This window comes from Bifidobacterium olomucense, from assembly GCF_012932375.1.
In the GTDB taxonomy this organism is placed as follows: Bacteria; Actinomycetota; Actinomycetes; order Actinomycetales; family Bifidobacteriaceae; genus Bifidobacterium; species Bifidobacterium olomucense.
This window is the reverse complement of the sequence record NZ_JAAIIG010000002.1, coordinates 258,866-284,073: the sequence shown is the minus strand read 5'-3', so window position 1 is coordinate 284,073 and position 25,208 is coordinate 258,866. Positions and strand designations below refer to the sequence as shown.

Here is a 25,208-nt window from a genome sequence, read left to right as displayed (position 1 = left end):
AATCAGTTCGTGAACGCACTTTTCGCACGAAAAGTGCGTTTTGGGACGGGATGAGAGTGCGATTCGCGCGAAAAGTGCATGAAACGCCGCTACGATAGAGCGTTATGGCACGTTTGAAACTCTTCTACTTAGGGCCCGAAGGCACGTTCACCCATCAGGCGGCGATGGAAGCCGCCGATCTGTTCTCGCCCCTCGGTGATTTCGATCTGGTCGCGCTGCCAGACGTGCCCGCCATCATGCGTGCCGTTCAATCACGTCAGGGCTGGGGCGTAATCGCATGGGAGAACAACGTCGAAGGCTACGTGGTTCCGAATTTGGATGCGCTGATCGACGCCACCGATGCAGCCGGTTTCGCACGGGTCAGTGTGGATGTGGCGTTTAACGCGTTCACGGTGAAAGGCCATGCGATCCATGATTGCACTGGCGAGCCGGTAAGCGCTCATCCGCATGGGCTCGCCCAATGCACGAAGTTTATCGCCGAGCATAAGCTCCAGCCCAAGCCGTCATCGTCCAATGCCGCCGCCTGTCGTGATCTCCAACCCGGTCAAGTGGCGCTCGGTCCCAGTATCTGCGGCAAGCTCTACAACCTCGACGTGCTTGGTGAGCATGTGCAGGATTTCGATGGTGCCAGAACCGATTTTCTGGTGATCGCGCCACGTGATGTCGTCCAGGAACTGAACGCCTATGCGCGGCAGAGCGGTGCCAGTGACTTTGAAACGATTATCACGTTCATTCCGCTTGCCACAGGTCCGGGAGTCGTGGCGAATATTCTTGACATCCTGCGCGTTGCGGGTCTGAATATGACCAGTTTCATGTCCCGCCCCATCAAAGGGCATGATGGCACTTACAGCTTCATCGATACGCTGGATGCCGCTCCCTGGGAGCCGCGGTTCCAGAAGGTGCTGGAAATATTGGCTATGAAAGGTATCTGGCTGAAGACATTGGCCGTTTATCCACGCCGTGAACGGCCCAATCCGCCGGTGGATGCGTGGATGTTGCCCGAGGGAGGCGTCCACCTTGAAACCGGCGACATGCCGGAAGGGTGGCAGCATACCGAAGACGTCAGGAGGGAATTGCTGTGGTAGGAACAGTCGGCATTGTGGGACTCGGACTGATTGGCGGTTCGCTGGCCCGACGTCTGGTAAGTCGTGGTGTCACCGTCGTGGCATGGAACCATCGCCCACATCCCTATGATGAAGCCGAAGCCGATGGCATTCGTTGCAAAAGCACGCTTACCGAGCTGATGAACGCGCATCCTGACGTGCTGATTCTCTGCAATCCGCTGAAAGCCATGCCCGCGATACTGCGTGAGCTGCATCCGCTGCTTGCCGACCATCCCGACACGACACTGACGGATGTAGGATCGGTCAAAGGCATGGTCCGCGATCAGGTCATCGCGGCGGGCCTTAGCGCATGGTATGTAGGGGCCCATCCGATGGCCGGCAACGAGCTGTCAGGCTGGCAGGCCGCCGATCCACATCTCTATGATGATGCGCTATGGGCTGTAACCGTTGACGAGACGACTGCATATCGGCGTTTTTTCGCAGTGGCTTCGCTGATCGTCGAAGGCGTAGGCAATCGCATTATCGTGTTGGATGATGAAACCCATGACAAAGCCGCTGCGATGATTTCGCATATGCCTCATGTGGTGTCCACCGCGCTGATCAATGAACTGACCTCCAATCCGGACCGTAATGTCGCCGCAGCACTTGCCGCCGGCAGCTGGCGTGATATGACGCGCGTAGCCTTGACCGATCCGGATCGCACCCGTGCGATGGTCGAAGAGGATGCACTGAATGTGGAGGTGCTGCTTCGCCGTATGGCCGCACGATTGAACGCCGTCGCGGACCAGCTGCACACGGGGAATCAGGTGGCGTTGTCCGAATTCTTCGCGGCCGGAGATCCTTTCCGCAGATACAAGGCGGCGATGAAGTCCGGAGACGAGTTCATCAAGCAGGAGCTGGAAATTCCCGAAGCCGGCTGGCAGCAGACGTTGCTGTTCTCCGCTCGGCGTGGGGAGAACATCGTCGGATTCATCAATCCGCGTCAGGCGGTGGTGCAGCGGCGCCCCTCGGTTCAATAGGGCCCGGCATATCCATCTGGATTGTGCAGAATGCTGCCCCGGCAGGATTTCACGGAACCTGATGGCGAGGCTCTTCACATCAACGGCGGTAACAGAGTAAGGTACATAGTAATCGAATGTTTGGTGCCATCGAAGAAGATGACACCAAACCGATCGTCAAGGGGATGATGGCAATGACGTTACCAAGACAGATTCCTGCGGGTGCCCGTGTGGTGGTGCGCATCACCGAAGGCGTGGATCCTGCGGATGGGCGCATGAAATTCCGTGACTTCGTGGGCCATGTGACCTCATGGGACGGTTATACGTTGGAATTGGTCCGTGACCCGGCAGCCAACGGTTCGCGCCCTGCTCAGAATGTGACCATTCATCAGGAGCAGATTGCCACGTTGAAGCCGGTGCCGGAACGCCCGAAGACACAGCCGAGACCGTAAACGTACATTAGACGTACATTTCGTGGCCGTCCCCGTCATTCCGCGGCGACCGCGTCCAGCACCGGCTGCTTCAAAGCACGGGATGCGGGGGAGACCGAGGCGATCAGTCCCACCAGAATCGAAAGCGCCAGGAAAATGCCGAGCTGGGACCATGGCACACTCAACGTGGAGAGTCCGTTCGCCTCGTATACGACGCGGATCACGGCACCGGCGGCCACACCGACCACCATGCCCAGCACGGTGCCGAACACGGCGATGATCGCAGCTTCGATACCCAGCATGCCGCGAATCTGCGCGCGTGACGTGCCAATCGCACGAAGCAGCCCTATCTCCTTGGTGCGTTCCGAAACCGAGAGTGCCAGTGTGTTCACGATGCCGAATATCGCAATCACAATCGACAGCGCGAGCAACGCGTACAATACCAGCAGAATCTGGTCCACCATCGAACTCATCGTGGATTTGAATTCATCACGGGTCTGCACGTTCACCACATAATACGATTTCACGGCGTTCACCAGACGTGTTTTCAGCGCATCAAGATGCTCGCCGTGAGCCGCATTGATGAACAACATAATGGTGAACATCGTGTATTCGTTCGCGATTTTGCCGGCGGTCTCATCGTTCATCAGCACCATTGAACGGTAGACCGAGTTTTCGATAATGGCACCGATACGCACCTTCACGTGTGTGGTTGTATTTTTGGTTTTCACCAGCGTGCTCGGGTCTACGTTCTTTGCGTCCTCGCCGACCTTCTGCGCCTGAGCGATTTTGGCTTGTGCTCCGGCCGCGTCGCCGGCGGACATCAGCTGTTGTGCTTCGGACTGCAATCCGGCGATGGTCGTCTCTATCTGATGCTGATAGTCGGCCTGAGCCTTGGCAGTGGCCTCCTTATCGACCACGACTTGACGGCCGTTGACCGTTACGGTGTCGCCTACCTTCCAGCCGTTGTCTTTCGCCACGGCGATGCCAACCACCAGTTCGCCGCTGCGCAACGCCTTATCCGCGTCGCCGTCATGGGTGACCGGAGCGAACACATTGGTGAACAATGACGGTTGTTCGGCGAACGTCATGGCCGAGGTCCTGTTATCTCCCGAACCATAGGTAACTGCAAGCAACATGCGTGATTGCGACACCGATCCCACGCCTGAAGTTTTCTCGATCGCTTCGATCGCACCATCAGGGATACGCCCGCTGGCGGCGGACATAGCGGAAAAATCGGATTTCAGCCCGGAATCCACGATACCGGCCACCGATGCCTTGGCCGAGGACGCCACCACACCAAGACAACTGACAATCGCGACGCCGACGAACAGCGCGGCCGCAGTGTTCGCGGTCCGTCGCTTGCTCCGTGCCAGATTGCGCATCGCCAACCGTCCCGTGACCGTGAAGATATGTGCGGGAATCCAACCAAGCACCACGCTCGCCGGCCGGACCAGCGCGGGAGCAAGTACAATGACGCCGACCACCACCAAAGCCGCGCCTATGCCGAGCGGCCATCCGGCGCCCATCACTTCGGCTTTGTCGTCCAGCCAGTTCCATGGCGACAGCGTCGTACCGTCATTATTGGCCACGGCGATGCGCCAGCACAACAGCCAAGCTGCAGCACCGCACACCATCATGACCGTGCCGAGTACGCCTCGCGGCCACACGGCTTTCTCAGGATTCACGGTTTCGTTCATCGCCTGAATGGGCGGAGCCATAGCCGCGCGTCTGGCCGGCAGCGCCGCGCCGAGCAGCGTGACCAGTACGCCGACGATAAGGCCTATGAGCATATCGGTGACACTCGGATTTGAGGAGCCGGTCATTGGCGTGCCCGCCTGAGCCATCAACGCCACGATCGCCTTGACCATGCCCCAACCGAGACCGATGCCGGCCACCGAGCCGATGAGGCCGAGCAGAATCGCCTGCACCACCACCGTTGCGAAGACCTGAGCGGGGGAGGCGCCAATCGAGCGAAGCAATGCATAGCCGCGCATCGATTCGCGTACGATCATCGAGAACGTGTTCGCGATGATGAACGAGCCGACGAACAGGGCGATCACTGCGAAAATCAGAATCAATGGCTGCACGAAGCCCAAAGCTTGTTTGGTGGATTCGGCATTGTCGTCACGCACCTGTTGGCCGGTGATAGCCGTTGCCTTCGCGCTGGCCGGCAATGCTTTGTTGATACGGTCGGCAAGTTGCCGCTGTTGTTCGACGCTCAGCGGCTGCCCGTTGTTGGCCGAACCGTACACACCGAGATATCGTGCGGTGCCTACCTGTCCGGACTGTTGCTGGAAGTAATCCTTGGCCACATCGGGTGCCAGGCCGATGATGATTGCGCCGGCCTGGGATGATGTGGTGTCGAAGATGCCGACGACCTTCACATCCGCGACACCGTCCGGATACACGAGTTTGGTGGTACTGCCCACACCGAGTCCTGCGGTTTCGGCTGCAAAAGCATGCAATGCGATTTCATGATTGTTCGTCGCCCATCGCCCGTGGGTCAACGTGGCGGAACGCCAGGTGTCTTTCGCAAGGCCAAGGCTGACGGTTGGGGTGCCCATGGTGGAGACGGCGTTGCCGTCGCTGCCGACCAAAACCAGTCCGGAGACCTGATATACGGCTTCGGCGGTCGCCACGCCGCTCACCTTGCCAATGGCGCGGGTCAGGTCCACGTCGATGCGGTTGTAGGTTTTGGATTCGGTGGATTGACTGGAGGAACTGGACGATGAGGAGCCCGCGGCCATCATGTCTGACGAGGCGCTGGCGTCTTCTTTGTTGCCGCGCACGTATACGTCATGATCGGAGTTCGAGGCCATCATCTGATCGACCTGATTGTTCATCATTTCGCGGAAGCAGAACGACCCGACCACGAAACTGACGCCCAGCGCGATAGCGATGATGGACATGATGAACCGCCCGAAATGTGCCCGGGCGTCGCGCAGACCGATACGAATCATGCGTCGGCCTCCTGCGAGAAGTCATTACCCGGCCTCGATGCGCCGGTCGCGTTGTCTGGTGTGGTGTCGTCTTGCGTCTCGCTTGTATTGACGTCGCTTCGGACGATGTCATCATCGCCGTTGTCGGCGAATACGTCGAGGATCCGCTCGTAGCTGGGATGATCGAGATCTTCGATGATGTTGCCGTCCGCCAGCACCACCACACGATCGGCATAGGATGCGGCACGTGGGTCATGAGTCACCATGACGATCGATTGGCCGTAGTCCCGGACCGATTGCTTGAGAAAACTCAACACTTCGCGCGACGAACGAGAATCAAGATTGCCGGTCGGCTCGTCCGCGAATATCACGGAAGGGCGAGCCATCAGCGCACGTGCGCAGGCGACGCGCTGCTGCTGGCCTCCGGACAGCTGACTTGGTCGGTGGGAGAGTCGCTGTTCCAGCCCCACCACATGAACAACCTGTTTGAACCATGCGCGATCGATTGGTCTTTTGGCGATCTGCAACGGCAACAGGATGTTCTCCTCCGCCGAGAGCGTGGGCACCAGGTTGAATGACTGGAAGATGAAGCCGATCTGCTGGCGGCGCAGACGGGTCAGTTGCTTCTGGCTCATGGCGGACACTTCCAGACCTTCTACGAACACCTGACCGGAAGTGGGCTGGTCGAGGCCGGCCATGCAATGCATCAGCGTCGATTTGCCCGAGCCGGAAGGCCCCATGATCGCGGTCATTTGACCTCGACGGAACGATATGTTCACCCGGTTCAACGCGGTGACCTGATTGTCGGCGTCTCCGTAGGTTTTCGTCAGATCGATGGCCTTCGCCACCACGTCATCGGCATTTGAATCGGTATCGGTAGCCGGCTTGCTGATTCGTGCGTTATCCTGTGCGTTATCTCGTGCGCTGTGCCGTACCATACGCCTTACATCCTTTTCTTCGCAAGAGCCTCTGCCTGTGCCTCGGAGCGGGGCAGCCACCATATAGTGCATGATCTCATGTCGCATGATCGCGCATGATGCGCTGAGTACATGAACATACTCCGTGCCGGCCATATGCCTATAGTGTAATGAAATGACGGTTGGCGGAAAATGAACAGAGGTGATCATGCGGTTTGAAGGCAGTGTCGATTCCTTTGTTCTTCATCTGAAAGCCAATCGTGGATTGTCCACAAATACGCTGAAAGCGTATCGGGCTGATGTTGAAGCATGCCTGCGTCTTTTCGAACTGCGCGGCGTCGAAGATCTGAACGAAATCACCTTGGACGATTTGCGCAGTTGGATGGCTCAGACATCCCGCAACCATGCCAGAAGCAGCATGGCACGAAAAACCGTGGCCGTGCGTGGGTTTTTCGCTTGGGCGCACGATCATGGTGTGGTGCGGGTCAATCCCGCTGCCACGCTGATGACCCCGACGATTCCGGACACCTTGCCGGCGGTGCTGACCGAATCCCAGGCGGAGCAATTACTGGATACCAACGATTCGTCCAACGGCGGGCGCACGGTGAACGGTGGCAGACACATGCCGGAAAGCGGCAGACGGGCCGAGGCCGAGCATCAGCGTGATGCGGCGGTGCTGGAAATGCTGTATGCCACCGGTATCCGCATCGCCGAATTGGTGGCGTTGGACGTTGACGACATTGATTTTTCCAATCGGACCATACGAGTGATGGGTAAGGGGCGCAAACAGCGGGTGGTGCCGTTTGGAGTACCGGCGTTGCATGCCTTGGAAACATGGCTGGAACGGGGTCGTCCGGCCCTGATGCAGGAGAACGCCGAGACTGCAAAGATGGGGGAGCGGCAGCATGGACAGATCGATGCGCTGTTCTTGGGGGCGCGCGGCGGCAGACTGGATCAGCGTGTGGCGCGGGGCATCGTGCACCGGGCGGCCAGACAGGCCGGCGTGCCGGATATCAGTCCCCATGCGTTGCGTCATTCCGCCGCCACGCACATGCTCGACGGCGGTGCGGATTTGCGTGAGGTGCAGGAGATGCTTGGGCATTCTTCGCTGAAAACCACGCAACGGTATACACACGTGTCCATTGAACAGTTGAAAAGCCGGTATGCGCAGGCCTTTCCGCGGGCGTGAACGCTCGGCATTCGGCGTGGATGGCATCTGCGCTATCCGATCGATTCATCGATGCCGTGCCATGCGCGGATATGTGCTGGACCTGTGTGACATTCACGCATCGATCGATGATTGATCGATGGGCGTGCAGGAACCATGCCGGCAGTGATTCATTTGGGCATGTCCGGAATATGGACATTTGCGAACTGTGTCTTATCTACCTGTGGCGACGCTGAATGTAGCCCTTGAAAGGGCTGCGATTTTACATGGATGTAACATGAAATTTGCTTCTTGTCTCCGAAGTGCGAGACAATGCAATCAATCAGCAACGGGGTTGGTCTTCATGCGACCGCAGGTAAGCGGCGCATAAGCCAACCCCGTTCGCATGAGGTGGGACTGCAACGCCCCACAACCTAATGAATAGGAGAAATCAATGAAGAAGAAAGCTCTTGCTTTCGCGGCCATGGCCTGCTCCGTGGCCATGCTGCTGAGTGCCTGCGGCGGCAGCAACAACGCTTCCACCACGGCCGATGGCGGTGCGAACATCATCTACGCATACAACTCCGAGCCGCAGAACCCGCTGATTCCGTCCAACACCAACGAGACCGGTGGCGGCAAGCCGGGCGACCTGCTGTTCTCCCGCCTCGTCTCCTTCGACAAGGACGGCAACGCCTCCAATGAGGTTGCTGAGTCCATCACCCCGAACGACGACGCCACCCAGTACACCATCAAGCTGAAGTCTGGTTGGAAGTTCACGGATGGCACCCCGGTGACCGCCGAGTCCTTCACCAAGGCTTGGTCCTACGCCGCCAACGCCAAGAACGCCCAGAAGGCCTCCTCCTTCTTCTCCACCATCAAGGGCTACGATGACCTGCAGAAGGATGGACTGAAGGGTGACGAGCAGCTCTCCGGCCTCAAGGTCGTGGACGACAGCACTTTCACCGTTGACCTGAACCAGTCCGATTCCATGTTCCCGGTCAAGGTCGGCTATCTGGCCTTCGCCCCGCTGCCTGAGTCCTTCTACAAGGATCCGAAGGCCTTCGGCGAGGCCCCGGTCGGCAACGGCCCGTACAAGTTCAAGTCCTGGGATCACAACAAGCAGATCGAACTGGTCAAGAACACCGATTACAAGGGCAACGAGGATGTCAAGAACGACGGCGTGACCTTCAAGGTCTACACCGATGACACCGCCGCCTACCGTGACATTCAGTCCAACAACGGCGCCCTCGACGTGATGGAGTCCGTCCCGGCTTCCTTCACCAAGACTTTCAAGTCCGACAAGAAGGTCCAGCCGTACTCCGAGGCCGGCTCCGTGATCCAGACCTTCACCATTCCGTCCACCCTTGAGCACTTCAAGAACGACGAGGAAGGCCAGCTGCGTCGTGAGGCCATCTCTATGGCCATCGATCGTGACCAGATCATCGACAAGGTGCTCAACGGCAACGCTACCGCCGCCACCGACTTCACCTCCCCGAAGACCCCTGGCTACTCCGATTCCCTGACCGGCTCCGACAACCTGAAGTTCAACGCCTCCAAGGCCAAGGAGCTGTGGGCCAAGGCCGACGCCATCTCCAAGTACACCGGCACCCTCACCTTCTCCTACAACGCTGATGGTGGTGCAAAGCCGATCTACGACGCCGTTGTGAACCAGCTCAAGAAGAATCTGGGCATCGACGCCGCCACCAACCCGATCCCGACCTTCCAGGAGTTCCGCGACGCGGTCACCAACCGTCAGATGACCGGTGCCTTCCGTACCGGCTGGCAGCCTGATTACCCGTCCGCCGAGAACTACCTGTGGCAGCTGTACTCCACCGCCGCCGCTGATGGCAAGGGCTCCAACGATGGCGATTACAAGAACTCCGCCTTCGATGATCTGTGCCTGCAGGCCGCTGCCGCCAAGGACACCGACTCCGCCAACAAGCTGTACCAGCAGGCTCAGGAGATCCTCCTCAAGGATCTGCCGGCCATCCCGCTGTACTACTCCAACGCTTCCGGCGTCGCTTCCCTGTCCGTCAAGTCCGGCTTCGGTATGGACTGGCAGAACCTCCCGACCTACACCGAGATGTCCAAGAAGTGAGTTGAATCTCATCTGAACATCGAACGCTAGTTCGGTAATCAAAGGGGCGAGGATCTTTCGATCCCCGTCCCTTTTCGTATTGCAAGAGAGTTTTCGAAATTCTGTGATTGCCGCGTAAAGCAAAGGGTCGAAAACAGTGAAAAAACTTCGTCTACGCCTAATAATCGGCCAAATTAACAGAAGTTTACATACCTCCGTCAAGGCATAGGGTAGACTGTCGGAGTATTTGTCGACCGGCAAGGGTGCACTGTATCCTCCTGACGGCCGGTTCATGAAATAAGGAGCAACCGTTATGGGTAAGTATCTTCTGCGACGCATTCTGCAGATGATCCCCGTGGTTCTCGGCACGACGCTTCTGGTGTATGCGCTTGTCTTCCTGCTGCCTGGCGATCCCGTCAAGGCCATGTTCGGCGACAAGCCCATCAATGAGGCCGTCGCGGCCCAGATCCGCGCGGAATACCACCTCGATCAGCCGTTCATCATCCAGTACTTCATTTATCTGAAGAACGCGCTGACCCTCGACTTCGGCAATACCTTCGCCGGACAGCCCGTCATCGACGAGATCGCCCGCGCCTTCCCGGTCACCATCAAGCTCGGCCTGATGGCGTTCGTGTTCGAGGCCATCTTCGGCGTGACCTTCGGCATCATCTCGGGCCTCAAGAAGGGCAAGTGGTACGACACGGTCATCCTGATCGTCTCCCTGCTCCTCATCTCCGTGCCGACCTTCGTCACCGGCTTCGTGCTGCAGTACCTGCTCGGCATCCAGTGGTCCATCCTGCCGGTGACCGCTGGAGCCGATCCAACCTTCCTTGATTTGCTGATGCCGGCTATGGTGCTTGGCTCAGTGTCAATGGCATATATCATCCGTCTGACCCGCGCTGAAATCTCCTCCAACATCGCCGAGGACTACGTGCGTACCGCCCGCGCCAAGGGCATGAACAACGGTCAGGTGATGCTGCGCCACGTGCTGCGCAACTCCCTGATCCCGGTCGTCACCTACCTGGGCCAGGACATCGGCGGCCTGATGGGCGGCGCCATGATCACCGAGCAGATCTTCAACATCCACGGCATCGGCTTCCTGACCTACCAGTCCATCCTGAAGGGCGAGGCCAATCTGGTGGTGTCCATCGTCACGTTGCTCATGCTGATCTTCGTGGTGTGCAACCTCGTCGTCGACATGCTGTACGCGGCCCTCGATCCGCGAATCCGTTACGCGTGAGAAGGGGAGGAGTGAACGAAAATGACAAACAACACCACTGAAAACGAGCTCAACGAGTCCGGCGAGCCCGGCACCGAGTATTTCATGGAGACCCTGCCCGGCCAGGACCGCTACGTGGCCCCCATCGAGGAGACCCCCCTGCAGGACGTGGACTCCGTGGACGAATCCGCCCCGGCCACCAGCATGTGGGCGGACGCTTGGCGTACCCTGCGCCGCAACCCGCTGTTCATCATCTCTGGCTTGGTCATCATCTTCATCATCGTCGTGGCCCTCGCGCCGGGCCTGTTCACCAAGCAGGATCCGAACGCTTGCGATCTGGCCAACTCGCTGAGCCCGGCCGAATCCGGCCACCCCTTCGGCTTCGACCTGCAGGGTTGCGACGTGTACACCCGCGTGGTGTACGGCACCCGAACCTCCCTGTCCGTCGGCGTGTTCTCCACGCTGATGGTGGTGCTCATCGGCACCCTGATCGGCGCCATCGCCGGTTTCTGCGGCGGTTGGATTGACGCCGTGCTGAGCCGTATCACCGATATCTTCTTCGCACTGCCGATGTTGCTCGGCGCCATCGTTGTGCTGCAGATGTTCAAGTCCTCCAAGTCCATCTGGAAGGTCGTGCTCGTGCTGGCACTCTTCGGCTGGGTTGGTGTATGCCGTATCGCACGAAGCGCAGTGCTCGAAGCCAAGAACCTCGAGTTCAACACCGCATCCACCGCACTGGGTTCTACGCCTATGCGCAACCTGTTCCGCCACATCCTGCCGAACTCGCTGGCCCCGATCATCGTGATTGGCACCACGTCTCTGGCTTCCTACATTGTGGCCGAAGCAACGCTGAGCTTCCTTGGTGTGGGCTTGCCCACCACCACCGTGAGCTGGGGCGGCGATATCTCCAGCGCCCAGACCAACCTACAGACCGACCCGCTCGTGCTGTTCTACCCGTCCGCCGCACTGGCCATCACCGTGCTTGCGTTCATCATGATGGGCGACGCCGTCAAGGACGCTCTTGACCCGAAGAGCCGTACGGCCTGAGCAAGGGAGTAGAGGAAACAATATGACTGACAACTCCAAGGCACAGATGCTGGCCATGCAGAAGGAGCACGGCCCGCTGCTTGAGGTCAAGGACCTCGCCGTCGACTTCACCACGGACACCGGCAAGCCGGTGCACGCCGTGCGCAGCTCCTCCTTCACCGTCTATCCCGGTCAGTGGGTGGCCATCGTGGGCGAGTCCGGCTCCGGCAAGTCCACCTCCGCCATGGCCGTGCTGGGCCTGTTGCCCGGAACCGGTCACGTGGTGGGCGGTTCCATCAAGCTCGACGGCCAGGAGATCGCCGGTGCCAAGCAGTCCGAGTTCGACAAGTTGCGCGGCACCAAGATGGGCCTCGTGCCCCAGGATCCGATGAGCAACCTCAACCCGGTGTGGCGCATCGGCACCCAGGTCAAGGAGGCCCTCAAGGCTAACAACATGGATGTGGCCCATGAGAAGCGCTCCGCCCTCGCCAAGGCCCTGGCCGGCGAGGACGCCGCCGTCGAGCTCAAGGGCAACGACGATGAGACCTTCCTCGGCTCCAAGGACCTGCCCGCCCTGATGGATGAGGCCAAGAAGGCCCTCACTGCCGCCGGTGTGACCGGTGAGGCGTTCGACAAGGCCGTGGCACGTTTCACCAGCGAATGGGTGCCGGGCTCCGAAACCCGCTGGCGTGTGGCCGACGACCTTATCAAGGCTGGAGTGGCTGACGATCAGGCTTGGTACTTGGCCAAGAAGTATGTGACCGGTTCTACCATGGAGGACCGCATCGCTGGTCTGCTCTCCGAGGCCGGTCTGCCGGACGCTGCGACCCGCGCCCGCCAGTTCCCGCACGAGTTCTCCGGCGGTATGCGTCAGCGTGCGCTTATCGCCATCGGCTTGGCCTGCCGCCCCGATCTGCTGATCGCCGACGAACCGACCTCCGCCCTTGACGTGACCGTGCAGAAGAAGATCCTCGATCACCTGCACATGCTCACCGACTCTCTTGGCACCGCCGTGCTGTTCATCACCCATGATCTGGGCCTCGCCGCCGAGCGCGCCCAGCACATCGTGGTGATGTACAAGGGCCAGGTCGTCGAATCCGGCCCGAGCCTCGAAGTGCTCCAGCACCCGCAGCACCCATACACCAAGCGACTCGTGGCCGCGGCTCCGTCCCTGGCCTCCCAGCGCATCATCTCCGCCAAGGAACGCGGCGAGAATGCCGACGCCCTGCTGGACCACAAGATCGCCGATGAGAACGAGCTCGAAAAGAGCGAGCACATCATCACCGTGGACCACCTGACCAAGGAGTTCAAGCTCCCTCGCAAGAAGGAGATGTTCAAGGCCGTCGATGACGTGTCCTTCTCCGTCAAGCGCGGCACCACGCTGGCCATCGTGGGTGAATCCGGTTCCGGCAAGTCCACTGTGGCGAACATGGTGCTCCACCTGCTGGAGCCCACCTCCGGCAAGGTCTTCTACGAGGGCCGTGACACCTCCACGTTCAAGGCCAAGGATCTGCTGGGCTTCCGCCGCCACGTGCAGCCGGTGTTCCAGAACCCGTACGGCTCGCTGGACCCGATGTACTCCATCTTCCGCTCCATCGAAGAGCCGCTGCGCATCCACAAGATCGGCGACTCCAAGTGGCGCGCCAACCGCGTCAAGGAATTGCTCGACATGGTGGAAATGCCTCAGTCGGTGATGGGCCGCTACCCGAACGAGTTGTCCGGCGGCCAGCGCCAGCGCATCGCCATCGCGCGAGCCATGGCCCTGGATCCGGACGTCATCGTGTGCGATGAGGCCGTCTCCGCCCTCGACGTGCTGGTCCAGGATCAGGTGTTGCACCTGCTCAACGACCTGCAGGCCGAGAAGGGTCTAAGCTACCTGTTCATCACCCACGATCTGGCTGTGGTTCGCCAGATCGCCGACGAGGTCGTGGTGATGCAGCATGGCAAGCTTGTGGAGCATGCCACCACCGACGAAGTGTTCGACCACCCGCAGAAGCAGTACACGCGCGACCTGCTCGACGCCATCCCCGGCGGCAAACTCCAGCTCGGTCTGGACTGATTCCAGCTTCCGGCAGTTGCCGGCGAAGCCCGGCATACATAGTGCCCGACACACTCAAGGCCGTTTGGCCAAGCTTACAGTCGGTCACTATGTATGCCGGGCTTCGCCTTATCGCATTAATAATTGTGTTTATATGGCTGATGCGGAGGTGATGGTTGGGGTATGTGTTGCTGGACTGTAAGCTTGGCCAAACGGCCTTGAGTGTGTCCAGCAACGCATACCCCAACCATTACTGGGCTTCGCTTTTTTCGTAGTACTTTTTTCTGCCGCGGAGGTGGAGGCTGGGAGGTATGTTGTCTGACCGTAAAGACTTGGCCTGAGCGGCCCGGAGCGTGTCAGACAACATACCTCCCAACCTCCACCGGCCTCACGACTACCCGAAAATCACACGTCATACGTGATCGTCAGGGGAGCGTGGTCGGACCAGCGCAGGTCGTAGGTCGGCGCCTTGTCGATTACGAATCCGCGGGAGGTTTCCGCGAGTTCGGGAGTGGCGAACTGATAGTCGAGTCGCCAGCCGACATTGTTGTCGAACGCGCGGCCGCGTTGACTCCACCAGGTGTACGGGCCCTGAATGTCGCCGGCCAGATCACGCATCACGTCGACGAATTCGTACTCATCCAGCCATTTGTCGACATAGGCACGTTCCTCGGGCAGGAACCCGGCGTGCGTTTCGTTCGCTTTGGCGTTCTTGATATCCAGGGGAGTGTGCGCGATATTGAAATCGCCGCACAGTACGGACTGTTTGCCGCCACGTGCGGCTTCGTCGCGCAGTTCGCCCATACGAATCAACATGGTGTCCAGAAAACGGTATTTTTGTTCCATTTTGAGCGGATCATCAACGTTGCCGGCATGCACGTAGACGCAGACCACGGTGATCGTATAGCCTTCGGGCGTGCGGATATCCGTTTCGATCCAACGTCCGGAATCCACGTCTTCGGTGAGTCCCGGCAGCCCGTAACGTTGCTCGACCACCGGTAGATCGGACAGCAGCGCCACACCGGCACGGCCCTTGACCCGACATATTTCATTGGTCAGCGTGAAATCCTCAGCCGATGCAATAGCGCCGGCCTGGGCATATTCGAATGCGAACTCGCTGACAATCTTGTCGATGTCCGGCTGCGGGGCGCGTACTTCCTGCATGCACCAGATGTTTGGCGTATGTCTGCCAGCCCACTGTGCGATGCCTTTGCGGTCGGCCGCTCGCAGGCCATTGACGTTGGATGTGGTGATAGTGATGGTCATGGAGCCATAGTATGCAAATCCGCCTACCAACCCGGCCGATCGTTTGCCGATAGTATTGCCGTGCCGATGTTCAGCTTTCTCTAAGACTGGGTGCTAGTGTTAGCAAGGTTGCAACCGTTATACGAAACGAGGAATTATGGGACTGTTCGGATTCGGTAAGAAGAAGGACAAGAAGGAAGCCGAGCCGGTTGAACCTGTCGACGAGGACAAGGTGGCCGCCGAGGAAGCCAACGCCATCGCCAAGGCGCAGAGCGCCGAAACCGTGTTGGCGGAGCCTTCCCGGGAATATGAGGGTCGCGGCGAGGAACGCGGACCGTGGGACGTCAATGACGACAACGTTCCTGATTATGACGATTATCTGGATTTGGGCGCCTACTACCTGCCGTTCCTCCAAGGCATCGAACTGCGCATCAAGGCCAACCGCGCCACTCGTCAGGTGCTCGGCTCGACCATCACCTATGGTGCCTCCAGCCTGGAGATCGAGGCGTTCGCGGCTCCCAAGACCATGGGACTGTGGGATGACGTGCGCGCCGACCTGCTCGAGGCCAACAAGAACGCTTCCGAAACCGAGGGCGTATTCGGTACCGAGCTCAAGCTGCCGGTGAGCGTCAAAGGCGGCAAAACCGTCGAGACTCGCATCGTGGCGGTGGATGGTCCTCGTTGGATGCTGCGCGGCATCTTCTCCGGCAAGGCGGCCGTGGACCCGGATAGCCCTGAAACTGAAGCGCTGAACAAGTTCTTCGCCGATATCGTCGTGGAACGCGGCGACGAGCCGCTTGCCCCGCGTGACCTTATTCCGATGCATCCGCCGGTGGCACCTGCCGAGCGCAAGGCCGCGAAGGCCGCCGCCGCGGCAGCCGAAGGACAGGATGGTGGCAAGGAACACTTCAAGGACATTCCGGACAACAAGCCGAAGGGCCCGTTGAGCCAGGATCAGACCACCGAGGTGAAGACCACGCTGGCCCGTGGCCCGATGTTCTCCGAAGTTCGCTGATCTATGACGGATAAGAAACGCACCGGCTTGTCCGCATTGGCCGACGCCGGCGCGGACAGTGACGATTTCTCCATCATCGAAGCGATCGGAGGCCCGCGAGGCGTTGTCGAATCCATGCTGCCCGGCGTGGTGTTCGTGGTGCTGTTCGTAGCCACGAGCAATCTGAATCTCACCATTGCGGTATCTGCCGTATTGGCGCTGATCCAGGTTTTGGCACGTCTGGTGCAACGCCAGTCGCTGATGGGTGCGCTCTCCGGCTTGGTGGCCGTGGGCATCTGTCTGATTTGGGCGTGGAAAAGCCATGAGGCGCGTAACTATTACATGCTGGGTTTTCTGACCAATACGGTGTATGCGGTGTTGCTGTCCATATCGTTGGCGGTCCGCGTACCCGGATTGGGACTGGTGGTGGAATTCATCCGTCAGATGCCTACGGAGCGTTTTACGGCTTGGTTCCATGATTGGATGGGCGATCGTGATCTGAAACGCGCCTATATGATCATCACCGGATTGTGGACGGGCCTGTTCGCGCTTCGTTTGCTGGTGCAGGTGCCGCTGTATATGACCGATCATGTGGCGGCGCTTGGTGTGGCCCGTCTGCTGATGGGCATCCCGTTCTGGGCGTTGGCCATTTGGGTGAGCTACCTGATCATCGCCACTCCGATGCACCGACATGTCAATAGCTATCGGCGTGATGGCGAGACCGCGGAACACGAGTAAGCACAACAGTAGGAAAGGAAGACATGCAAGCTGAGGTTCGTATCGAACGATACGCCGATCAGGGCCGATGCGTGGCCCATATCGATGGCCGTGTGGTATTCGTGCGTTTCGCGCTGCCCGGAGAATTGGTGCGCATTGAGCTTGATGAGCCGCACGATCGCGACGATCGCTTCTGGACCGGCGAGGTAATCGACGTCATCGAACCGTCCGAGGATCGCGTGACCCCGGCATGGCCTCTTGCCGGCCCATTGGCCATGGGCGGGGGAGTCGGTGGTGCCGATCTGGTGCATGTCTCTCTTGCGGGCCAGCTCAGGTGGAAAGCCATCACCGTTTCCGAACAGATGAGCCGTTTGGGGCATGTCGAAATCGCCGTACCCATCGAGCGAATGCCGAAGGACGAGGATTTCGGCGGACTCAATTGGCGTACTCGCATTGAAATGATCGCCGACGAAAACGGTCTGCCCTCCATGCGCCGCCGAGGCACGCATAACCGTGTGGCCATCGATACGATGCCGCTGGCCACGCACGCATTGCTGGACGTCGCTCAGCGGGAGCATGTCTGGGATGGTGGATTCGAGCCCGGTTCGCAGATTCGTCTGTCGGTGCCCGAGCCTCGTGATGTGGCTTCTGATGCTGAGGGCAATGACAACTACGCTGTGCTGGTTGACGGTGAGTTGCGTGCCGGCTCTCAGTTGTTGACCGAGCAAGTGACCATCAACGGACGGACCTTCACCTACCGCGTGGACGCCAACGGTTTCTGGCAGGTGCATCGTCAAGCCCCGATAGCGCTGGGAACCTATGTGATCGATCAGGTCAACAACCAGTTGCAGGGGCTTACCGCACCGGTGATCTGGGATCTGTATTCCGGCTCGGGTCTGTTCACGCTGCCGTTGGCTACGATGACCGGGGAACGCACCCGCATGCTCAGCGTCGAAGGTGCGCCTATTGCGGTGAAGAACGCCCAACGCAATTTGCGTGCCATGAATCTGAACGATGTGGATGCACGCACAGGGGATGTGTCACGCACGTTGGACCGTCTGCCGGCGCATCTGGCCAAACCGAACGTCGTGGTCTTGGACCCGCCGCGTGCTGGTGCGAGAGCCAAGGTCTGCCGTCAGATCGCCGCTTCCGGTGCCGCCGTTGTGGTGTACATCGCCTGTGACCCGACCAGTCTGGCGCGTGACACCGCCACCCTGATCGCGGAAGGCTACCGGCTGTCGTCCATACGTGCATTCGATATCTACCCGATGACCCACCACGTCGAGACGGTGGCGGTGTTCACTCGTTGATTGTTCCGTTGGCTCGCCTGCCGTTGCCGCCGAATTGTATGTGATCGGCGGTTGGCGGGTGAGCCGCACGCATGCGGATAGGCTGGGTTTTCGTTATCATGCACTCTATGAGACGACGGATTATGGCTATGCTGGCCTGCACGGCTGCGGTACTGTCCCTGACGGCATGCACGCCGGTGGGCAAAGCTGTCGGAGACACGCAGGAGCATAAGCCCGCTGTCGCCCACGATCTGGTCCATCCTACGGACGTCACCGTGGGATTCGTCGGCTCTACGGATACCGACATGGACCGCATGGCCATTGACGCCATCGCTGACGATGGACTTGAAGTGGCGTATGCGGCGCTTGACGCCGAACCGGCAGCTTCCGATAACGATGCCGCATCCGCAGATGCCGAGGCGGCCGCCACCGCCACCGCGCAGAATGCCGTCAATGATTTCACGGACCGTGCGGTCAAACTGGTGATCATCAGTGGCATGAACGTAACGACGACCAATCAACAAAGCTGGCAGGATATCTTGGCTTCCCCACGTAACGCCGGCATTCCCGTAATATTGCTCAATCCCGTATCCGCGCCTGATGACGAGCTGCTGTATGCGGCCACCTTCGCCATCAACGATCGTGACGCTTCCGCCACACCGTTGGCCGATGCCATCATGACCATCATCCGTGACGATCCGCACGGACGAACGATCGCCGTCACCACCCTGTGAGGAAGTCGTAAGGTTTCGGACAGCCATTCCTCACGTCGAGCATACATACGGCGTCGGGCGCGGTAGTCTGAGAACCATGAACGCACCAGCATCATCAGCGATCGACGATTCGGCTTGCCCCGCCTCGATGCCAATTCCGTCCATGCCTAAGGTCGATGAGCCTGGATTACGCAGCGAAGAGGTGCTGAGCCGTATCGAAAACGGACAGACGAACGCGGTCAAAGACGCCACTTCACGGTCCTTCGCGGATATCGTGCGTGCCAACGTGTTCACCCTGTTCAATGGCATCATTCTCGCTGCAATGGTATTGGTGCTGCTCACCGGATCATGGAAGGATTCCGTATTCGGCTTCGTCATCATCATCAACACCGGCATCGGCATCATCACCGAGCTGAAAGCCAAGCGAACGCTCGACCGTCTTTCCATTCTCGTGGCCTCGGATTATCTTGTGCGCCGAGATGGACGTAATCAAGCCGTGCCGCATAACGGCATCGTCATGGATGATCTGCTGTGGGTGCGATCGGGCGAACAAGTGCCGGCAGACGGCGTAGTGGTCACGACATGGGGTCTGGAGCTTGACGAGTCGATGCTGACCGGGGAATCGCGCACCGTTCGACATCGCGAGGGCGAACAGATATATTCCGGTGCCACGGCGGTTTCCGGCATGGCGCTGATTCGAGTGAATGCGGTGGGCGCTCATTCCTATGCCGCGACATTGACCGCACAGGCCAAGGTCTATAAGAAAACCGTGTCCGATCTGAATCGTGGCATCAACACGATTCTCAAATTCATGACTTTCCTGGTGGTGCCGCTATGCGTGTTGCTCACGCTGTCCCAGATTCACGCTGTGGGCGGATGGCATGTGGCGCTTGCCGGCGGTCAATGGCGCAGCGCCGTGGTTTCCGCCGTGGCCGGTGTGGTGGGCATGATCCCCGAAGGATTGGTGCTGCTCACCTCATTGAATTTTGCAGTGGCCGCGATGCGACTCGCCCGCCATAACACGCTTGTGCAGGAACTGGAATCCGTGGAGACGCTGGCACGCGTGGACGCGCTGAATCTGGACAAGACCGGCACCATTACCGACGGAGGCATCGCGTTCGATCGCATCGTACCGATATCCGGTCAATCATCGACCGGTCGGCAGTTGCCGTCCGGGAAGCCGTCCGGTGCGATTTCCGCTCAGGATGTTGCTCAGGCCCTGTACGACTGCTGCGATGAGGAGCAGCCTAACGCCACCGGCAAAGCAGTGCTTGCCGGACTCGCCGAACAGGGATTCTCGGCCGGTGCCGTGCAGGCAAGGGTGCCGTTCTCTTCCGCCCGTAAGTGGAGCGCCGTGATCAAAACCGACGGCATATGGTTCATGGGGGCACCGGAGGTGCTGCTTGCCGCGCTTGACCATGATCGATCGGATGTGCTGGATCAGGCCAATACCTATGCTGCGGACGGCAGCCGCGTGCTGCTGCTGGCGCATCGGTATGTGGACGATGCGGCACCGGCGCAGAACGAAGTCACGGTGATCGACCCGCATGCCGAGCCTGTCTCCCTGGTGCTGTGCGGTGAACGCATCCGCGATGATGCCGAGGCCACGCTTGCATGGTTCCGTGAACAGGGTGTGCGTTGTCGGGTCATCTCCGGTGATAATCCCATTACGGTCGGTGCCATCGCCCGCAAGGTTCGATTGACTGGCGATCATGCTCCGGTTGCGATGGATGCGCGCGAGCTGCCCGACGATGTGAACGAACTCGCTCGCGTGCTCGAAGATGTGGATGTGCTCGGCCGCGTGCTGCCGGATCAGAAGAAGCTTATCGTTGAAGCTCTGCACGCAAGCGGCCATGTGGTGGCGATGACCGGAGACGGTGTCAACGATGCCCTCGCCTTAAAAGAGGCTGATCTGGGCATCGCGATGGGCAACGCCGCATCCGCCACCAAATCAGTAGCACAGGTGGTGCTTGTCGATTCGAAATTCTCCCATCTGCCCGACGTGGTGGCCCGGGGACGTCAGGTCATGGCCAATATGGAGCGAGTAGCCAGCCTGTTCTTGGTGAAAACCGTCTATTCGGCATTGATCTCGCTTGGTGTGGTGCTTACGCAGATACCGTATCCGTACCTGCCACGGCACATCACCTATATCGGAGCGCTGACCATCGGCATGCCGGCGTTTGTTCTGGCGCTCGCGCCGAATACTCGACGCTACATTCCCGGATTCCTGAAACGTGTGGTGAAATTCGCCTTGCCCGGGGGCGTGGCCACAGCCAGCTCGGTATTGGCGGCCTCCTGGCTCCTGCCCGGCATAATGGACTGGAATTTGACCGATGATGCTGATTTGGGGGCCATGCGTGCCACCAACGCCATCATATTGTTCGTGATGGGCGTGTTCGTACTGGCCTGCGTGGCGCGTCCGCTCAATAGCTGGCGTGGGGGATTGGTGGCATGTTTCGCGGCCGCCGGAGTCATCGGCCTGTGCATTCCGTTTGTTGCGGATTTCTTTGCGCTAGTCCGTCCCACCGGCACCACATTGCTCGCCACCGTTATTGCCTTGGTGATTTCCGCCGCGATCTTCGCGCTGTGCCTGTGGCTGGTGCCGCTGATCGGGCATATGGTCGCCCGACTGCTGCGCCGACGGGGCTTCAACATATAGGTGCCGATCAAAGACATAGGAGACATTGTCGAACGATGTTGTGTTGTGGCCACAGCCGTGTCAGTATTTGTGGCATCGACCAAAAAGCGGCGTATTGTCTCATACTTCAAGCCGACACGCCAGAGGAAAAGTAACGTACTCGTACCATGTGAAGCGGATAATCAGCGTCATCATCGGATGATTTCATGATTCGGAGGAAGCATGTCCCTGCGTGACGACCAGCTGACCACCCTTGCGGTGGCCGGTAAGGACTTCGACTATTACAATATCGCCAATCTCGACGGCATCGACCACCTGCCTTATTCGCTGAAGGTGCTTGTCGAGAGTCTGGTGCGCAACATCGATGGTGCCAATATCACTGATGAGCATGTGCGCACGTTACTGAACTGGGATCCGGCCGCCGAACCGAGTCATGAAATTCAGTTCACCCCTTCACGTGTGGTGATGCAGGACTTCACCGGCGTGCCTTGCATCGTGGATCTCGCCACGATGCGCGACGCGGTCAAGGACCTTGGCGGAGACCCTGAGGTCATCAACCCGCAGGTGCAGTCGGATATGGTCATCGACCACTCCGTGCAGATCGACAAGTACGGCATCGCCGACGCCGTTCAGCAGAACATGGACATCGAATACCAGCGCAACGGAGAACGTTACCAGTTCCTGCGCTGGGGTCAGCAGGCGTTCAAGAACTTCCGCGTGGTGCCGCCGGGAACCGGCATCATCCATCAGGTCAATATCGAGTATCTGGCCAAGGTCATTATGACCCGAGCGGGGGAGCGCGGCCGCCAGCTCGCCTACCTCGACTCCTGCGTCGGCACCGACTCGCACACCACCACCGAAAACGGCCTTGGCGTGCTGGGCTGGGGCGTCGGCGGCATCGAAGCCGAGGCGGCTATGCTCGGACAGCCGATCTCCATGCTCGTGCCGCGCGTTGTCGGCTTCAAGCTCACCGGTTCCATTCCCGAAGGCGTCACCGCCACCGACGTGGTGTTGACTATCACCGACATGCTGCGCAAGCATGGCGTGGTCGGCAAGTTCGTGGAGTTCTACGGTGAGGGCATCGCTTCCGTGCCGCTCGCCAACCGCGCCACCATCGGCAACATGAGCCCCGAATTCGGCTCAACCTGCGGCATCTTCCCGATCGATGACGTCACGCTCGACTACCTGCGTCTGACCGGCCGTTCCGAGGAACAGGTCGCGCTCGTCGAAGCATACGCCAAGGCCAACAAGCTGTGGGGAGACGCCAAGGACCCGGATTACGTGGAGCCCGAATACTCCGAATATATGGAACTTGACTTGGGTACCGTGGTGCCGTCCATCGCCGGCCCGAAGCGTCCGCAGGACCGTATCGTCCTGTCCGAATCCAAGAAGACGTTCGAGGACACGTTGCCCGCATACGAGACGGAGAAGACCGTCAAGGAACCGGTCGCCGTCTCCACCGATTTCCGCGGCGACTTCGACCTGACCAACGGTGATGTGGCCATCGCCTCGATCACCTCCTGCACCAACACGTCCAACCCGTCCGTCATGATCGCCGCCGGTCTGATCGCCCGCAACGCTCATGCGCGTGGTCTGAAACCGAAGCCATGGGTCAAGACATCGCTGGCACCGGGCTCTCAGGTGGTTGCCGACTATCTCAAGGCGGCTGGTCTGCAGGACGATTTGGACGCGCTCGGCTATCAGCTCGTCGGCTTCGGATGCGCCACCTGCATCGGCAACTCCGGTCCGCTGCTGCCCGAAATCTCCAAGGCCATCAACGACAATGATCTGACCGTCACCGCCGTGCTCTCCGGCAACCGCAACTTCGAGGGGCGTATCTCACCGGACGTCAAGATGAACTATCTGGCCGCTCCGCCGCTGGTCATCGCCTACGCGCTCGCCGGCACGATGGATTTCGATTTCGAAACCCAGCCGCTGGGTCAGGACCCGGATGGCAACGACGTATATCTGAAGGACATTTGGCCCACCAACAGCGAGGTCGCCGCCGCGGTGGACGGGACGGTCAACCGTGAGATGTTCCTCAAGGACTATGCCTCGGTATTCGAAGGCGATCGTCGTTGGAAGGGACTTGACGTACCCGAAGGCGAACTTTTCCAGTGGGATCCGAAGTCCACCTATGTACGCAAGCAGACGTTCTTCGACGGTATGAAGGCTACGCCGGAGCCGGTTGCGGACATCCACGGTGCCCGTGTGCTGGCATTGCTGGGCGATTCGGTAACCACCGACCACATCTCCCCGGCAGGCGCATTCAAGGCATCCAGCCCGGCAGGCAAATACCTGACCGAACGTGGCGTGGAACCGAAGAACCTCAACTCCTACGGTTCGCGCCGAGGCAACCATGAGGTCATGGTGCGCGGCACGTTCGGCAACATTCGTCTGCGCAACCAGCTGCTCGCCTCCGTGGGCGAGGAGGTGACGCCCGGTGGTTTCACCTATGATTTCACCACCGGCAAGCCGTCCACGATTTTCGATGCTTCGCTGAATTACAAGGCCGCGGGCACGCCGCTCGTGGTGCTGGCCGGCAAGGAATACGGCACTGGCTCCTCACGCGATTGGGCCGCCAAAGGCACGTTGATGCTCGGCGTCAAGGCAGTGATCACCGAAAGCTTCGAACGTATCCACCGTTCCAACCTCATCGGTATGGGCGTGCTGCCGTTGCAGTTCCCTGCAGGCGAGTCCTACACGTCGCTGGGACTTGACGGCACCGAAACCTATGACATTGCGGGCGTGGAAGCGCTTAACAACGGCGTGACCCCGAAGACGGTGCATGTCACCGCCACCCATGCGGACGGTTCCAAGACCGAATTCGATGCGGTGGTGCGCATCGATACGCCTGGCGAGGCCGACTATTACCGCAATGGCGGCATCCTTCAGTACGTGCTGCGCAATCTCATGAAGTAGCGGCGTTCTATGCACCATAGGGCGGACTGCTCTCCGCATTAAGCCGTGAGAGCCAAGCGAGGCCGGTACCTTTCGTCAGGTGCCGGCCTCACTTGTGTGCATTGATACTACATCTGAGTTGCGCCACGTATGCTTCAGCGATTTGAAGCTTCAGGAACCTCGCCTTCATACAGGTAGAAGGACATGGATTCGCGATGATGCTTTGACGTCGAAATGGTAATGGATTCCACTTGGGACAGTCCGGCGTGCTCGTAGAAGCCGACATTGCAGGTGGTGTCGGTGAACAGGAAGAAATTGCGCAGTCCGGATTTACGGAAATCGTCCATCATCGTGCGGAACATGCGCTTGCCGAGACCATAGCCGCGGGCTTCGGGATCCAGCACGAACAACACCACTTCACCGGCATAGTCATGGCCGGATCGCTTCGCGCGGGAGAGCAGCGTATGGTCGATGGCGAGAATGCCAACGATCTCATGTACGGCACGTAGGCCTTCGCGCATGCCCAACAGACGCATCAGTCCATGCACGTACCGGCTCTTATGCCGGTTCCAGATGCCGCGCATATCGCGAGCGTCGATTCTGCCAAGAATCAACGCCACGGGTTTGCCGTCTTTGACGGCGGTATACGCATTGGTGGCGCGCGCCAGACAGTTCTCCCAATCGACTTGTGCCGCGATGAAACCGGTACGTTCGTCGAAGTCGTCATACCAGGCGCGGCGTACGAGATCAATCAGAGTCGGATAGTCGTCACGATGCAGCGGACGTATAGTCACGGATTCACTCATGAACCTCATTATGCCTGATGTCGTTACTTATCGTCGATTGGCGCTC

Annotated in this window: 18 protein-coding genes; 14 read left to right on the top strand and 4 right to left on the bottom strand. The window is 59.5% G+C overall.

Annotated elements, in window-relative coordinates:
- The first annotated feature begins 104 nt into the window (after nucleotides 1-104).
- The 3 genes from G1C97_RS03155 to G1C97_RS03145 all read left to right on the top strand — a co-directional run bounded on the left by G1C97_RS03155 (nucleotide 105) and on the right by G1C97_RS03145 (nucleotide 2,514).
- The gene (locus G1C97_RS03155; protein ID WP_169240495.1) at nucleotides 105-1,085 is read left to right on the top strand and encodes a prephenate dehydratase; all 981 of its coding nucleotides are present in this window, start codon (nucleotides 105-107) and stop codon (nucleotides 1,083-1,085) included.
- A complete protein-coding gene (locus tag G1C97_RS03150) occupies nucleotides 1,079-2,083 on the top strand; it encodes a prephenate dehydrogenase (protein ID WP_169240494.1) in 1,005 nt (334 codons plus the stop codon). The genes G1C97_RS03155 and G1C97_RS03150 overlap by 7 nt, the downstream gene beginning before the upstream one ends.
- Before the next feature lie 173 nt (nucleotides 2,084-2,256).
- Nucleotides 2,257-2,514, top strand: a complete 258-nt coding sequence (locus G1C97_RS03145) for a DUF6725 family protein (protein ID WP_100495916.1) — start codon at nucleotides 2,257-2,259, stop codon at nucleotides 2,512-2,514.
- Between the two features lie 35 nt (nucleotides 2,515-2,549).
- Here the strand turns inward: G1C97_RS03145 and G1C97_RS03140 are convergent, their stop codons facing one another.
- Nucleotides 2,550-5,456: an ABC transporter permease gene (locus G1C97_RS03140; protein ID WP_169240493.1), complete on the bottom strand. Its 2,907-nt coding sequence runs from the start codon at nucleotides 5,454-5,456 to the stop codon at nucleotides 2,550-2,552.
- Nucleotides 5,453-6,373 (bottom strand): ABC transporter ATP-binding protein, encoded by a 921-nt coding sequence (locus G1C97_RS03135; RefSeq protein WP_169240492.1) that lies wholly within the window; start codon nucleotides 6,371-6,373, stop codon nucleotides 5,453-5,455. The genes G1C97_RS03140 and G1C97_RS03135 overlap by 4 nt, the downstream gene beginning before the upstream one ends.
- A gap of 187 nt (nucleotides 6,374-6,560) precedes the next feature.
- Here G1C97_RS03135 and G1C97_RS03130 point away from each other — a divergent pair, with 187 nt between their 5' ends.
- From G1C97_RS03130 to G1C97_RS03110, 5 genes are all read left to right on the top strand, one after another.
- Nucleotides 6,561-7,541, top strand: a complete 981-nt coding sequence (locus G1C97_RS03130; RefSeq protein WP_169240491.1) for a tyrosine recombinase XerC — start codon at nucleotides 6,561-6,563, stop codon at nucleotides 7,539-7,541.
- A gap of 412 nt (nucleotides 7,542-7,953) precedes the next feature.
- Nucleotides 7,954-9,597, top strand: coding sequence for a peptide ABC transporter substrate-binding protein (locus G1C97_RS03125; protein ID WP_169240490.1), 1,644 nt, complete (start codon nucleotides 7,954-7,956; stop codon nucleotides 9,595-9,597).
- A gap of 292 nt (nucleotides 9,598-9,889) precedes the next feature.
- Nucleotides 9,890-10,816 carry an ABC transporter permease gene (locus tag G1C97_RS03120; protein WP_169240489.1) on the top strand — a complete coding sequence of 309 codons (927 nt, stop codon included), beginning with the start codon at nucleotides 9,890-9,892 and terminating at the stop codon, nucleotides 10,814-10,816.
- A 21-nt stretch (nucleotides 10,817-10,837) separates the two neighbouring features.
- Nucleotides 10,838-11,842 carry an ABC transporter permease gene (locus G1C97_RS03115; protein WP_205832499.1) on the top strand — a complete coding sequence of 335 codons (1,005 nt, stop codon included), beginning with the start codon at nucleotides 10,838-10,840 and terminating at the stop codon, nucleotides 11,840-11,842.
- A gap of 22 nt (nucleotides 11,843-11,864) precedes the next feature.
- Nucleotides 11,865-13,880 carry a dipeptide ABC transporter ATP-binding protein gene (locus G1C97_RS03110; protein WP_169240488.1) on the top strand — a complete coding sequence of 672 codons (2,016 nt, stop codon included), beginning with the start codon at nucleotides 11,865-11,867 and terminating at the stop codon, nucleotides 13,878-13,880.
- Between the two features lie 384 nt (nucleotides 13,881-14,264).
- Here G1C97_RS03110 and G1C97_RS03105 read toward each other — a convergent pair whose 3' ends face one another.
- On the bottom strand, nucleotides 14,265-15,125 hold the full coding sequence (locus G1C97_RS03105) for an exodeoxyribonuclease III (protein WP_169240487.1): 861 nt from the start codon (nucleotides 15,123-15,125) through the stop codon (nucleotides 14,265-14,267).
- Nucleotides 15,126-15,261: 136 nt separating this feature from the next.
- Between G1C97_RS03105 and G1C97_RS03100 the strand changes: the two genes are divergently transcribed.
- The 6 genes from G1C97_RS03100 to acnA all read left to right on the top strand — a co-directional run bounded on the left by G1C97_RS03100 (nucleotide 15,262) and on the right by acnA (nucleotide 24,377).
- The gene (locus G1C97_RS03100) at nucleotides 15,262-16,119 is read left to right on the top strand and encodes a DUF3710 domain-containing protein (protein WP_169240486.1); all 858 of its coding nucleotides are present in this window, start codon (nucleotides 15,262-15,264) and stop codon (nucleotides 16,117-16,119) included.
- A gap of 3 nt (nucleotides 16,120-16,122) precedes the next feature.
- Entirely contained in the window at nucleotides 16,123-16,836 is a 714-nt protein-coding gene (locus G1C97_RS03095; RefSeq protein ID WP_169240485.1) for a DUF3159 domain-containing protein, read from the top strand.
- Nucleotides 16,837-16,859: 23 nt separating this feature from the next.
- The gene (locus G1C97_RS03090; protein WP_169240484.1) at nucleotides 16,860-18,125 is read left to right on the top strand and encodes a class I SAM-dependent RNA methyltransferase; all 1,266 of its coding nucleotides are present in this window, start codon (nucleotides 16,860-16,862) and stop codon (nucleotides 18,123-18,125) included.
- 107 nt (nucleotides 18,126-18,232) lie between these two features.
- A complete protein-coding gene (locus tag G1C97_RS03085) occupies nucleotides 18,233-18,838 on the top strand; it encodes a hypothetical protein (protein ID WP_169240483.1) in 606 nt (201 codons plus the stop codon).
- Nucleotides 18,839-18,965: 127 nt separating this feature from the next.
- Nucleotides 18,966-21,476: an HAD-IC family P-type ATPase gene (locus tag G1C97_RS03080; protein ID WP_417852202.1), complete on the top strand. Its 2,511-nt coding sequence runs from the start codon at nucleotides 18,966-18,968 to the stop codon at nucleotides 21,474-21,476.
- 201 nt (nucleotides 21,477-21,677) lie between these two features.
- The gene (gene acnA, locus G1C97_RS03075) at nucleotides 21,678-24,377 is read left to right on the top strand and encodes an aconitate hydratase AcnA (RefSeq protein WP_169240482.1); all 2,700 of its coding nucleotides are present in this window, start codon (nucleotides 21,678-21,680) and stop codon (nucleotides 24,375-24,377) included.
- Nucleotides 24,378-24,511: 134 nt separating this feature from the next.
- On the opposite strand, the gene G1C97_RS03070 is transcribed toward acnA, so the two are convergent.
- Entirely contained in the window at nucleotides 24,512-25,162 is a 651-nt protein-coding gene (locus tag G1C97_RS03070; RefSeq protein ID WP_169240481.1) for a GNAT family N-acetyltransferase, read from the bottom strand.
- Nucleotides 25,163-25,208 lie beyond the last annotated feature (46 nt).

What these genes read in the sequence shown, in the direction of transcription:
- G1C97_RS03155 (WP_169240495.1), top strand. Translation starts at nt 105, where the DNA reads ATGGCACGTTTGAAACTCTTCTACTTAGGGCCCGAAGGCACGTTCACC.
- G1C97_RS03145 (WP_100495916.1), top strand. Translation starts at nt 2,257, where the DNA reads ATGACGTTACCAAGACAGATTCCTGCGGGTGCCCGTGTGGTGGTGCGC.
- G1C97_RS03140 (WP_169240493.1), bottom strand. Translation starts at nt 5,456, where the DNA reads ATGATTCGTATCGGTCTGCGCGACGCCCGGGCACATTTCGGGCGGTTC.
- G1C97_RS03135 (WP_169240492.1), bottom strand. Translation starts at nt 6,373, where the DNA reads ATGGTACGGCACAGCGCACGAGATAACGCACAGGATAACGCACGAATC.
- G1C97_RS03130 (WP_169240491.1), top strand. Translation starts at nt 6,561, where the DNA reads ATGCGGTTTGAAGGCAGTGTCGATTCCTTTGTTCTTCATCTGAAAGCC.
- G1C97_RS03125 (WP_169240490.1), top strand. Translation starts at nt 7,954, where the DNA reads ATGAAGAAGAAAGCTCTTGCTTTCGCGGCCATGGCCTGCTCCGTGGCC.
- G1C97_RS03120 (WP_169240489.1), top strand. Translation starts at nt 9,890, where the DNA reads ATGGGTAAGTATCTTCTGCGACGCATTCTGCAGATGATCCCCGTGGTT.
- G1C97_RS03115 (WP_205832499.1), top strand. Translation starts at nt 10,838, where the DNA reads ATGACAAACAACACCACTGAAAACGAGCTCAACGAGTCCGGCGAGCCC.
- G1C97_RS03110 (WP_169240488.1), top strand. Translation starts at nt 11,865, where the DNA reads ATGACTGACAACTCCAAGGCACAGATGCTGGCCATGCAGAAGGAGCAC.
- G1C97_RS03105 (WP_169240487.1), bottom strand. Translation starts at nt 15,125, where the DNA reads ATGACCATCACTATCACCACATCCAACGTCAATGGCCTGCGAGCGGCC.
- G1C97_RS03100 (WP_169240486.1), top strand. Translation starts at nt 15,262, where the DNA reads ATGGGACTGTTCGGATTCGGTAAGAAGAAGGACAAGAAGGAAGCCGAG.
- G1C97_RS03095 (WP_169240485.1), top strand. Translation starts at nt 16,123, where the DNA reads ATGACGGATAAGAAACGCACCGGCTTGTCCGCATTGGCCGACGCCGGC.
- G1C97_RS03090 (WP_169240484.1), top strand. Translation starts at nt 16,860, where the DNA reads ATGCAAGCTGAGGTTCGTATCGAACGATACGCCGATCAGGGCCGATGC.
- G1C97_RS03085 (WP_169240483.1), top strand. Translation starts at nt 18,233, where the DNA reads ATGAGACGACGGATTATGGCTATGCTGGCCTGCACGGCTGCGGTACTG.
- G1C97_RS03080 (WP_417852202.1), top strand. Translation starts at nt 18,966, where the DNA reads ATGCCAATTCCGTCCATGCCTAAGGTCGATGAGCCTGGATTACGCAGC.
- acnA (WP_169240482.1), top strand. Translation starts at nt 21,678, where the DNA reads ATGTCCCTGCGTGACGACCAGCTGACCACCCTTGCGGTGGCCGGTAAG.
- G1C97_RS03070 (WP_169240481.1), bottom strand. Translation starts at nt 25,162, where the DNA reads ATGAGTGAATCCGTGACTATACGTCCGCTGCATCGTGACGACTATCCG.